This window comes from Sphingobacterium haloxyli, from assembly GCF_002980525.1.
Lineage (GTDB): Bacteria > Bacteroidota > Bacteroidia > Sphingobacteriales > Sphingobacteriaceae > Sphingobacterium > Sphingobacterium haloxyli.
In genome coordinates, this window is sequence record NZ_PVBQ01000004.1 from 260,136 (window position 1) to 272,797 (window position 12,662).

Here is a 12,662-nt window from a genome sequence, read left to right on the forward strand (position 1 = left end):
GGAAAAGAAAAAACGAAGAAAATGAAGACAATGAAAACAACGTTTACAAATAATATCGTATGGTGCTTATTCGCGGCATTATTGATTACAGTTTCTTGTAAGAAAGACACGGGGTTCGGTGACTTTGACGGGGATGGTATCCAAGTGCGTATCAATGTACGGGAGGGTATTAAGAATAACCCCAACCTGCTCCAACAGCGTTCGTCTACGTCGGGTGTACGAACAGTTGCGGATGGGATACAACGACGGACGGTGGATCTGGGCAACGATCTTACCTTGGTTGCAGAATTGGTTCCAGAGCAGGCGCCCGTGGCGTCTCGCGCAAAACAGTCTGGGGGTAGTGGATTAAAAGCTAATGCAACACCTGTGCGAACAGATTTACCCGAAGGGACAAATTACAGGCTTTTGGTTTACGATACGAGCACTGGAGCTGAAGTACATCGTCAGGATGTAACGGTAACAGCGGCTTCTTCGACCTACGCAAATATTGTCCTAGATGCAATAGAAGATGGTAGCAACACATCTACCTTTACGTTTGTGGTGTATTCTTTTGGCCAAGCACCTCTTCCGGATTTGCCGGTAAACTCAACATTGAACGATGTGGAATTAACTGTTACAGACGCACACAATAAACTGATGTACGATTTACAGACGGTGAGTCTGTCTGATTCTCCGCATGAAGGACCGCATGAACTAGACCTAGTGCTTTGGAATCAGCTTAACGAGATCACAACCTATATTGATTTAACGAGTTTCGGTACACCTGCCTTAAAGGAAATCTCAAACCCTCGTTTTGTATCGGCATCTCACCAGAATGGTAACCGTGCTCGCTTAAAGCTCTCCGATGGAGATTTAACATATTTAGGCACGGCGGTAGACATGCCGATCCCGTTTGCCCCTATCGGTTCTGCGGGTACGACTCTCGCTATCAGCACGGAGCCAACGGTGTTGGTTCACGATGCGAGGACGGACGGCCATCTGATCATCGACCATCTCGCTATTGAGTCTGAATCACCGGGTGACAACTATGATCCGGATGATCCGAATGCGGTTCCTTCCAGGACGGTGACGGTTCATCCTCGAATTGAATTTGATGATCTAGCGATTACGCCGGGTGTGAAGTACGATTTACGCTTGCGGCTCAGTAAAGGTAATTGTATCGTGCGGGTGGATTTGAGGGAAGATGATTATTCTTATGCAAATAATACTACTTATTCCAATGAGCCAGCTAATAGGAGAACGATAACAGGTAATGGTAGTACCCCATCTAGCAACAAGGGTACCGTTACGACAGCATACACGGTTTTTGGGGCGAACAATCCGAATTTTGGATTGGTACTCGATATCCTGCAATTGGATAACTCGTTTAATATGACCATCAACGGGCAGACGTTGGCCATTCCAGTACCTCCAAACTCCGGTAACGCCGGTGGAACCGTGGGAGAGGTCAACTTTGAGAACGTTGATAACGGTATACAGCGTACGGTGAGGTTTTTAGATGATCACGCCGAGAGCGATTGGGACAATATCTGGGAAGTTCACGGCGGAGTCAATGCCGCGATACCAGTTGTTCGGGTTGCCATTGACCATAATGGTGATGTTAGGATGTGGGGCAGAAGAAATCAAGGTGATCCGGTACTATATGAAATGGAACTGATCAACGGTATACGGTGGAATCCAAATATTATATGGCATGCCGGAGCTGACAACGCCGTGGAGATCAAACAGTATAGACAAGGGCTGACGGAATTGAATTTTTTAGTTTACGGAAGAAGACTGGTCGATTGTACCACGGGTCAGGTTATCTCTCCACAATAAAGTATTAACTAACACAAAGCAATAAATAAGAATCAACTATAAATGAAGAACTTTATAATCCTCTCTCTTTTCGCTTTGGGCGGTGTAAGCGCAGTAAATGCACAATCACTGCCTGTACAGCGTGACACTACGGTAACAGTATCTTCGGATCGATACAAAGTGGTTACCAATCGTTTTTTTAACAACTGGTTTTTAGGTGTCGGTGGGGGCGCTAATATTTACTTCGGCGATCACGACAGACAGATGAAGTTTGCAGACCGTATTGCGGCACCGGTACTTTCCGTCCAGTTAGGTAAATGGTTCACGCCGGGTATCGGTGTGCGTGCCAACTTTACGCACGGAACAGTAAAAGGCGTTACGCAGGAACTTGGTAAATTTAGTACCGGTGAAAAATATAACAATACGGACTACCGCCCATTAGTAAAAGAAAAATTTGATTATCGCCATTACCACGCGGATGCGTTGTTTAACTTATCTAATCTATTTGGCGGTTATAAAGAAGACCGTTTTTACACATTGAACTTCTATGGAGGTCTTGGATGGATGGTTAACGCCAGCGACGTAACAAGTGGAGAGCCTCTAAAAAGGAAATTACGTGACGTCAGTGCGAACGTAGGCGTTGAAAACGTTTTCAGGCTAAACCGGTCCTTGGATTTGACGTTAGATATACGTGGTGCCATGGTTGACGATCGTTTTGACGGTGAAGACGGCACTAATAAAGTGGAAAACGAAAGACAAGAAGGTCCGTTGTCGGCTATACTTGCGTTGAAATATAACTTCAATAAACGTAATTGGGATAAACCGACAACGACGGTTATCGAAAGTAGCTATGATGAGACCTTGCTAAACGAACTACGGGATCGCGTTGCAAAATTAGCAGCAGATAATGAGGCGTTGAAACGCCAATTAGCGGATGCGAAAGGAAAAGTTATCACAGAAGTGAAGTTTCAAGACCGGATTTTGGCAGCTCCTATTCTCGTGACCTTCAAGATAGACACATGGGAAGTACGTAATGAAGCTCGTGTGAATCTTGGATTCTTTGCAGAAACTATAAAGAGAGGCAGTCCGGATGTAATATATACCATTACTGGTTATGCTGATAAAGGGACGGGCTCTGTTGCTCGCAACGAGTTGCTGAGCCGTAACCGCGCGGCAGCAATTAAAAAAGTATTGGTAGAAGAGTTTGGTGTTGATCCGGCTCGACTTCGTACTGAACATAAAGGAGGCGTTGAGAATATGTATTACGATGATCCACGCGTGAGCCGTGCAGTAATTGTTATCGGAGAGTAATTGATTTTTTTGTTTTCATAGATAGCATTATGCTCACCTCCGTGTGCTCATGCAAGTATGGGAGGTGTTGCATATTGTTTCTGGAAAAGACTTGATTCCAATCTGTCATGTATATTTTTATCCTAATCAGTTGTTTCTTGCTAGCGTTGTTATTGAGTAGAGGTATGCTTCCTGTGATTATGCTTGTAACTTACAAAAAGCGGCTTTTCGACCCAATTAATGCTCGCAAAGTGCATCAACATATCATTCCTCGTTTGGGCGGTGTTGCTTTTGCGCCGATACAGTGTCTGCTGTTTATTGTAGCATTGGTTGTTGTGATCAAAATTGCTAACATGGATACACAAGTGGAGTCGTGGGCACTATTACCTCATTTCATGTTGTTGTTGTGTGGTTTGGGAATGTTATTTATGGTTGGCTTGGTAGACGATCTAATCGGAGTGAGCTATAGATGGAAATTTGTCATGCAAATTCTTGTTGCTAGCTTCTTTCCAGTTTCGGGACTATGGATCAACGATCTATACGGTTTGGGGCTTGTTATCTCGTTACCAGCATGGATAGGTATGCCGCTGACAGTATTTTTGGTGGTTCTGATTATCAACGCGATTAATCTCATCGACGGGCTGGACGGGCTCTGTTCGGGTGTGGTGGCTATGGGATGCTTGGTTTTGGGCGTTTTATTTATGTATTACGGTGCGTGGTGGCATGCTTTATTTGCTTTTATCACCGTGGGCGTGCTGATCCCTTTTTTCTATTTTAATGTATTTGGTGCTACTGGTCGGCGGCGACGGATTTTTATGGGAGACACGGGCAGTATGACTCTTGGCTATTCGATGGCATTTTTGGCGATTAGCTTTGCGATGAATAATGCATATATCAAGCCTTTTTCCGATGGGGCTATTGTCGTGGCGTTTTCTGCTCTGATTATTCCTGTTATGGATGTGGCACGCGTCATGTTTTTGCGTTGGCGTACGGGCAAACCTGTTTTCAAACCCGACCGTAATCATTTACACCATAAATTTCTGCGAATGGGTATGTCTCATCGAATAGCTATGGTATCGATACTGGGGCTAGTATTGTTTTTCAGTGTGTTTAATATGCTAATGGTGGAATTGATCAGCAATAACATCGTCATCCTCTGCGATGGGGGAGTATGGTTGGGAATGCATTGGGTATTTGAAAAGATAGAGCAACGGAATATAAAAAAGCAAGTCGTGAATATACAAGAGACGTCGTCCGTAAAGATGTACAGAAGCGAGGGGAAAAGAACAGGCAACGTGTTATTGCCTTTTAATGACAATTTATATTAGATGAAAATTATACTTATCGGTGGTTCCGGTTTTGTAGGTACACGTTTAATAGATAAGCTGTTGAAGATTCCGGATGTCGAAGTATTGAACATTGATAAAAAAAAGAGCGAGAAATATCCGCAGTTGACTCGCATAGGAAACGTGATGGACTGGCAGACGTTAGCTCATCATTCCAAAGGGGGAGATGTAGTGGTACTATTGGCAGCGGAACATCGGGACGATATAAGCCCGGTTTCCCTGTATTATGATATCAATGTGGAAGGAATGCGAAATACGTTGAAAGCGATGGAAGCTAATAATATTAAGAGATTGGTTTTTACCAGTTCCGTAGCCGTATATGGATTGGATAAGGATAATCCTAATGAGGATGCCGCGATCGCCCCTTTTAATGACTATGGCAAAAGTAAGTGGCAGGCGGAGCAGGTCTTGCACGTTTGGCATCGAAACCATCCCGATTGGGATATCAATATTATACGCCCAACGGTCATTTTCGGAGAGGGAAACCGGGGCAACGTGTATAATCTGTTGAAACAGATTGCCAGTGGCAAGTTTATGATGATCGGAAAGGGAAATAACAAGAAATCCATGTCATACATCGGGAATGTCGTGGCGTTTATCTGGTTTCTGATAGTGCGGGGGAAAACGGGATATCAAGTATACAATTATGTTGATAAGCCTGATTTTACGACGAATGATCTGGTACACCACACGGGACAGATTTTAGGGAAGAAAATCCCAACCGTTCGTATTCCCTATTGGCTGGGAATGCTAGGCGGCTATGGTTTTGATGTGCTGGCATCTATTACACGCAAAAAACTGAACATCAGTTCGGTTCGGGTGAAGAAATTTTGTGCGGTAACACAGTTTTCATCGAGTAAGGCCATGGCATCGGGCTTTGTACCGCCGTATACAATGGAGGAAGGATTACGGAACATGTTGGAAAATGAATTTTAACGTAAGTGCAATCTTATAGGATTGCTCTAATTACGAATCACGAATTACAAGTTACGAATTTGATAGGGTGAAACAATTTTTAAAGAGACGGTTTAGTACGCTGTATTTTTTTTATCAGTACCTGGGATACCGGATAGCTTTGCTATTGGTATTTAGTTTTTTATTGGTGCTGATGGATAGCCTAGGGCTGGCCATGTTCATCCCCTTATTACAGGTAGCCGATCAGCGTGCAGCAGGTGTTGTTGCTAATGATAGCAGCATACAGTTTGTACGCGACTTCTTTAATACGTTGCATCTCGATCTGACCGTCGTGAATGTGCTGCTGATGATTGTGTTGCTCTTTATCTTAAAAGGCGTGTTCTTTTTTTACACTACAAAATATGTTGGTGTCACGAAAATTGTCTTTTCTAAAATCTTACGGGAGCGATTGGGTGTTGGCCTGCGGGATTTAAGCTATAAGGAATTTGTTTCAACGGATGTTGGCCGATTACAAAATTCCCTGACAGGCGAAGTGGAACGCGTGATTGATGCCTGTGGTCAATATTTGGACACGATTAAGAACGTACTGTTTGTTGCAGGTTATCTGGGTTTTGCCTTCTTTTTGGATTGGAAGTTTTCTATTTTGGTCGCTATTGGTGGCGGATTGTCTAATTTTATTTACAAGGCGTTTTACAAACGAACCCAAGAACTTTCCCGGAACATTACAAAGAACAATCATCGCTATGGTGGTATCGTGATTGAGATCGTCAATCATTTTAAATACCTGAAGGCTACAGGAAGAAATTACTTTCTCTTTAACCGACTACATAAAGAGCTGATTAGCCTTGTCAATAATGGTATATCGGTTGTCACTATCGGCGCAAGGTTAGGCGCGTTGCGTGAACCGTTAACGGTTATGGTGATAGCGGCTGTTATTGCTACGCATGTATTGGTCTTTCAATCGCCGTTATCCGGAGTTATGGTTATCCTGCTGTTCTTTTATCGTGCCATGCAAAAGGTCATCGATCTACAAATGAACTGGAACAATTATCTGGCACGAACTGGTACGGTAGAGAATATCGTCAGCTACCAGAAATATTTAGATGAACATAAAGAAGTTTTTTCGGGTCACCGTCAATTGGAGCAGATTGAATCTATTGAATTAGAGAACGTTTCGCTGTATTATAATGACGTTAACGTATTGAAGCAAATCAACTTAAAGATCCGGAAAAATGAATCGGTTGCTTTCGTGGGCGAGTCGGGATCAGGAAAGACTTCTTTGATCAATGTCATTTGCACCTTGATACCGATGTCTAGCGGTGTGTTTTTAGTAAATGGACAGGAAATAGCGTCATGCGTCAATCAGCAGTATAAGCAGAAAATCGGTTATATCAGCCAGGAGCCGACCATTTTTAACGCTAGTGTGTTCGATAATATCACGTTTTGGGAGGAGAAAACGGCGGCTAACTTAGCCAAGTTCCAACGCGTTGTTGATATGTGCAGCCTTCGTGCTTTCTTGACAGAATTGCCAAATGGAGAAAATACCTTATTAGGGAATAATGGGGTTAATATATCTGGTGGGCAAAAACAGCGTATATCGATTGCGAGGGAGCTTTATCGCGACGTGGAATTGCTCATTATGGATGAAGCAACATCGGCGCTGGATTCGGAGACCGAACAGGAGATAAAAGATAGCATTGAGTCTTTACAGGGAAAAGTCACGATTATCGCTATTGCACACCGGCTGTCGACTATCCGGCACGCCGACAAGATATACCTTATGGAGAGAGGGCAGGTCGTAGCCGAAGGAACTTTCGACGAACTACGGCAGATCTCTCCCTATTTTAAGAAATTAACGGAATTGCAAGGAATGTGATTCGTGAACAACGGACACCTATGAAGAAAGTAAATTTAATTTATTGGGATAAAGATAACTTTGGCGATGCGCTGAATCCATTGCTGATTGAAGAGCTATCCGGTCTTCCTGCACAGCATAAGGATATCGAATTGTCGTTGAAATCGAGAATTTTGCTGTTGCTGAAAAGTATACTGACTTTCCGATTTAATGATGCTGAGCGGGTTATACTTCCTTGGCAGAAAACGGTGGTAGCTATTGGATCTATTATCCATTGGGCACATAAAAAGTCGGTTATTTGGGGAGCAGGTTTTATGAATCGAGACAATCGATATAGAGGCGGGAAAGTGGTGGCCGTCAGGGGGAAACTGACCGATGCCAAGCTAGTAAGTCAAGGCATAAAGCCTTGTGGCGTATATGGAGATGCCGCTCTGCTGCTACCGTTGTGGTTGCCAGGAGTAAATATAGCAAAAAAACATCAATTGGGCATTGCACCGCATTGGAGCGAAGTCGATGCGTTTAAAAGAAACTATGGCGAGCAATACGTTATTATTGATCTCCGGACGAAGGATATACCTAAAATCGTTAACGAGATCAATCAATGTGACCACATCCTCTCAACGTCCCTACATGGAATAATCGTGGCACATGCTTACCAGATTCCGGCACTCTGGATCAAGAAAGGATATATCGAAACGGATGGGTTTAAATTTCATGATTATTTCTCATCGGTTGATATACCATTGTATGATGGATTCGAAGATATAGATGACCTGTTAGTATCCTCCGATAAATGGAAATCCCTGTTTGAAAAAAATACAGACAAATCATTGATCAACAATGATCTGTATGAGATACAGAAAGACCTGCTTCGCGTGGCCCCTTTTCCGGTAAGGAAAAAATATGTTGAATTTGTTGATCGATGAATATGGGTGATGTATTTCCTTTGATATCTGTTATCATTCCTAATTATAACCATGAGGCATTCCTGGAACAGCGTATTGATGCCGTATTGAATCAGACATTTCAGGATTTTGAAATTATATTGTTAGATGATAAATCTACCGATGAAAGTGCGAAGGTGATAGCGCGTTATAGTGATCATCGTAAGGTTAAGCATATTGTTTATAATAGTGAGAACTCGGGCTCTACATTCAGGCAATGGAAACAAGGATTGGAGTTCGCCCGCGGATCCTGGATATGGATTGCTGAAAGTGATGATGTCACGGATCCTCGCTTCCTATCGACGCTTCTGCAGGGAATCAAACAGGATGAAGATATTGTGTTGGCCTACTGTGCAAGCCATAAGATTAATGAGCATGGACACATTTTTGATAAAGTTGATTGGGCCGAAACGGTAAGTAATCGAGATTGGAGCCGTGATTTTTGTAATGTAGGAATAGCAGAAATCACACAACAGTTGTTTTATAAAAATACCATTCCGAATGCTAGTGCGGTATTGTTTAAAAAATCAGCCGTGAACATGGCTATATTTGATGAGATCAGCAGAATGCGTTTCGCTGGAGATTGGTATTTCTGGATAAAATTGCTCGAAAAGGGAAAAGTTTTTTTCTCCGCGCAGTTCTTAAACCAGTTTCGGGAACATCGCTTTACCACGCGAACGATGAAACCTGCCGTGATTGAAAAATCCCGGTTCGAAGAGTATTTCAAAGTGTTGAATTATTGCAGATCTAGGTACAGATTATCTTGGGATGTTAAAAAACATATCTGGATCATCGACGAATGGGTAGATAAATATTTTAGATTTTCATCATTTTCGTGCTATAATACCTGTTTCCCAGTGCATTATAATGTGTTAGCCGGATTGAAAATCCTCAAAAACAGATGGTTTGGTCCGTTAAAACGAACGGGTAATAAATAAGAGGATATGATAGGTAGTTTTATACGAAAAAATAAATTGGCCTTATCCTTTTTTCAAGAGGTAAAATGTCTTTTAGTCGGGATGAAGGCCCGCCAATTTGAACCACGGTATTATCCGAAGGCAGAAGAGGTCATGCATATTACGCGAGGGCAGGCTAAATCTCATCATCCCATTCCGAAACTGGTATGGGTCTATTGGGAAAATGAGCAAATGCCGATTTATATCGGTCAGATTATGGAGCATAATAAGAAGGTAAATCCGGAATATGAATTCAGATTGCTGAATAAAGATACTTATCGTAGTTATCTACCCGACATTGTCTTTGAAGACAATATGCCCGTTGCAAATAAAACCGATGTCATCCGTTTGGAATTATTGTATCGATATGGAGGCATCTGGATGGATGCGACCATTATTTTACGGGATAGTTTGGATTGGATACATGAAACCAATAAAGATAACCAGAACGAATTGATCGGTTTCTATCGGGATAACGATACCGTCGATTATACCTATCCGGTTGTTGAAACTTATTTTATGGCGGCTCCGATGAAAAGCTTATTTGTGAAGCATTGGATTGAGCTGTTCGGCGGTATAACGGAAATGGGCAGTGAAAGGTTTTATAAGAGCTTGCTTAAAAGACCCGACTTTGAAGAAATCCGTCAACATATTCCCAACCCTTCTTATTTGTTGGTATATCTTGCGGGGCAGGCTGCCTGCCGCGAATACCCGGATTATCATATTTATTTGAAAAAAGCAGAAGACTCCGCTCTTTTTCTTCAGGAGTGCTACCGCAATAATTACATGATGAATTATGCTATTTGCAGGATGAAAAATCCAATGCATCATCTTCCCATCATCAAATTGTGCTCGGGTGACAGGATGTTTGTCCATGTATTTCAGAAATTGGGGCTCGTAAAGAAGAATAGCTTGATCGGTTTTTTTACAAATACACAAAATATTGCATGATGGATCACCTGAAGCAAAAAGACAAATGGACATTGCGTGAATATGCATATGTGGACGGGATAACATACTTATCCATGTTTTCAAAAAACTATTGGGTGGATCGTTGGTTGAAGACGGAACAATATTGGATTCGCAAATTTGTCGTTAACCTTCGTAAAGAGGAATACTATACATCCATCAAGCCTTATAAGCTATTGAAATACTATTACCAGCGAAAGAAAAATATATGGGGTAGCCGATTGGGTTTTTTCATACATGCCGGGAATTTTGGTTCAGGGTTGAAGATATACCATTACGGATCGGTAATCGTGCACCCAAAAGCCAAGATTGGTAAAAACTGCACGCTACACGGCAACTGTTGCATCGGGAGCAAAGGTGGTTTTCCGGATATACCGCCGCAAATAGGAGACAACGTAGATATCGGCCAAGGCGCACAAATATTGGGCGATATTACTATAGCAGACGGGGTGAAGATTGGAGCGGGAGCTATTGTTACTAAATCTGTTTTAGAACCCGGGGTCACGGTTGTTGGTATTCCGGCACGTGTAATTAATTCAAAAACGGTAAATAAATAGGACTTAGCGGTATGCTGCAAAAAATCAAAAATATACTAAGACCATTTGTAGACAAATATAGGATCTACAAGCAACTCCGGTCGCTTGTAGATCCTGTATTTGTCGATGGTTTTCCGGAGGGTCGGAACTTTGGTGATGCACTGAACATGACACTAGTCAAATATCTGTCAAGAAGAGATACGTTCCCATCCCGGTTTTTGAAGCAAACAGCGTACAAGGAAGATACTTCTTATGCTGTTATCGGTAGTATATGCCAGTGGTCGCGCCCGCAAACTATAATTTGGGGAGCAGGGTTTATAAGCGACGCGTTTAAAACAAAGGATTTTGTTAAACCAAGTCAGGTATTAGCCGTTAGAGGTCCTTTATCAAGAGCGATTTATCAAGCAAACGGTATAGACTGTCCGGCGTGTTACGGAGATCCGGCGCTTTTACTGCCTTTGATTTATAATCCGACAATAGAGCCTATTTACGAATACGGCATTATTCCACATTATGTCGACTGGGAGTCGCCGTGGGTCAACCGATACCGTGCTCAAAAAAATGTGCTGGTGGTCAATATTATGATCGGAGACAACCATGAGCTTTTTGTAAAACAGCTGAAATCTTGCCGAAACATTATAACCAGCTCCTTGCATGGATTGATATTAGCACAAGCCTATGGCATACCCGTTTGTGCTGTTAAATTCTCAGAGAGTGTAATGGGGGGCGAGTTTAAGTTTACAGACTATTTGCTGTCTGTAGGAAAGACGCCTAAAGAAAGAATAAACCTCTTTGAACAGGAGATTCTGATAGAAGAATTGCCGTATGATCATGAATCTATACAAATAGATTTGGCTCCTTTAATAGAAGTGTGTCCGTTTATACAGCCGGATCAAAGGCAGCATCTGCTGTCCGAGAATAACGATTATTATCAACTGGAAAGCTGAGGTATGGCGAATGTGGAGACAATAAAGGTATTGCATGTGATAACTAGGGCTGATGTAGGAGGTATCACCAGCTTGTTGTATAATTATTTTACCAATATGTCGCAAGGCAATGTTGTGTTTCATGTCGTTGCCATTGGAACCGCTTATACACAGCGGTATCAAAAAATCTTTGAAGATTTAGGTATGCGGGTCTTTTTTATGCCGGAAAAGATTACCAGACGTTTAGCCTATCTGTGGACGTTGATCCGAAAGGAAAGGTACGATGTTGTGCATTCACACGTGGAGCTGGTTTCTGCTATTTATCTGTGGGTAGCCATGCTTGCTGGTAACAAAGTGCGTGTCGCGCACACACACCTTGCAGTGGACAATAAAGGCTGGAAGAATAAGATTTTACAACTATTGCTCAATAAGGTGGCGACACATCGTGTAGGGTGCAGCAAAATGGCTATTACGAAGCTGTTTGGTCCGAAATACACCGATAGGGCTACCGTTATAGCCAATGCGATCAACGCTTCGGAGTATGTCTTTGATTCGGCTGTTCGACAGGCGTTGCAACAAGAATTACAGATAGAAGATAAATACGTGGTGGGCTTTGTCGGCAGGCTGACAAAGCTAAAGAATATACCCTATTTGCTGGAAGTTTTCAAGACATTGAAAGAGAAGAAGGAGGATGTTGTCCTACTGTTGGTGGGAGATGGTGAGATGCAGGGAGAAATAGAAGCTAAGGTTAAGGAATTGGGTATAGTGCCTGATGTAAAGTTTTTGCACACCAGGATAGATGTAAACCACCTGTTGATGGCGATGGATGTGTTGTTGTTCCCGTCGTTTAGCGAAGGATTTGGATTGGTTATGGTAGAAGCACAGGCGGCCGCGTTGAAATGCATCGCGGCTTTAAATAGAGTTTCCAAAGAAACAAGCATTTCGGATTATGCCCATTATGAAGCTATTGAAAAGCCGGCGACTGTTTGGGCTGATTTAATCCTCGATCAATGTATGGATTATGAGCGGGTGAATATGGAACAAGAAGTTGCTAAACATCATTTTGATGTGCGTATCGAAGCGGATAAGTTAATTGATTTTTACAATAAGACGGTACGGGAAAATTAA

General features: G+C 42.4%; 11 protein-coding genes. All 11 read left to right on the forward strand.

What is annotated here, in order from left to right; genetic code table 11:
- Positions 1-21 precede the first annotated feature (21 nt).
- The 11 genes from C5745_RS06760 (at position 22) to C5745_RS06810 (ending at position 12,662) form a co-directional block, all read left to right on the forward strand.
- Positions 22-1,818 (forward strand): hypothetical protein, encoded by a 1,797-nt coding sequence (locus C5745_RS06760; protein ID WP_105716228.1) that lies wholly within the window; start codon positions 22-24, stop codon positions 1,816-1,818.
- A 42-nt stretch (positions 1,819-1,860) separates the two neighbouring features.
- Complete coding sequence (locus C5745_RS06765; protein ID WP_105716229.1) at positions 1,861-3,108, forward strand: OmpA family protein; 1,248 nt, start codon at positions 1,861-1,863, stop codon at positions 3,106-3,108.
- 179 nt (positions 3,109-3,287) lie between these two features.
- Positions 3,288-4,415: an MraY family glycosyltransferase gene (locus C5745_RS06770; RefSeq protein ID WP_243403272.1), complete on the forward strand. Its 1,128-nt coding sequence runs from the start codon at positions 3,288-3,290 to the stop codon at positions 4,413-4,415.
- Positions 4,416-5,369, forward strand: a complete 954-nt coding sequence (locus C5745_RS06775; protein WP_105716231.1) for an NAD-dependent epimerase/dehydratase family protein — start codon at positions 4,416-4,418, stop codon at positions 5,367-5,369.
- 67 nt (positions 5,370-5,436) lie between these two features.
- Positions 5,437-7,224: an ABC transporter ATP-binding protein gene (locus tag C5745_RS06780; protein ID WP_105716232.1), complete on the forward strand. Its 1,788-nt coding sequence runs from the start codon at positions 5,437-5,439 to the stop codon at positions 7,222-7,224.
- A gap of 20 nt (positions 7,225-7,244) precedes the next feature.
- Positions 7,245-8,129 carry a polysaccharide pyruvyl transferase family protein gene (locus C5745_RS06785; protein ID WP_105716233.1) on the forward strand — a complete coding sequence of 295 codons (885 nt, stop codon included), beginning with the start codon at positions 7,245-7,247 and terminating at the stop codon, positions 8,127-8,129.
- Complete coding sequence (locus C5745_RS06790) at positions 8,126-9,085, forward strand: glycosyltransferase family 2 protein (protein ID WP_105716234.1); 960 nt, start codon at positions 8,126-8,128, stop codon at positions 9,083-9,085. Before C5745_RS06785 ends, C5745_RS06790 begins: the two co-directional genes overlap by 4 nt.
- Before the next feature lie 81 nt (positions 9,086-9,166).
- Positions 9,167-10,054, forward strand: coding sequence for a glycosyltransferase family 32 protein (locus C5745_RS06795; protein ID WP_165793036.1), 888 nt, complete (start codon positions 9,167-9,169; stop codon positions 10,052-10,054).
- Positions 10,051-10,629 (forward strand): serine O-acetyltransferase, encoded by a 579-nt coding sequence (locus C5745_RS06800; protein ID WP_207795731.1) that lies wholly within the window; start codon positions 10,051-10,053, stop codon positions 10,627-10,629. Before C5745_RS06795 ends, C5745_RS06800 begins: the two co-directional genes overlap by 4 nt.
- Before the next feature lie 11 nt (positions 10,630-10,640).
- Complete coding sequence (locus tag C5745_RS06805) at positions 10,641-11,555, forward strand: polysaccharide pyruvyl transferase family protein (RefSeq protein ID WP_105716236.1); 915 nt, start codon at positions 10,641-10,643, stop codon at positions 11,553-11,555.
- A 36-nt stretch (positions 11,556-11,591) separates the two neighbouring features.
- Positions 11,592-12,662 (forward strand): glycosyltransferase, encoded by a 1,071-nt coding sequence (locus C5745_RS06810; RefSeq protein WP_207795732.1) that lies wholly within the window; start codon positions 11,592-11,594, stop codon positions 12,660-12,662.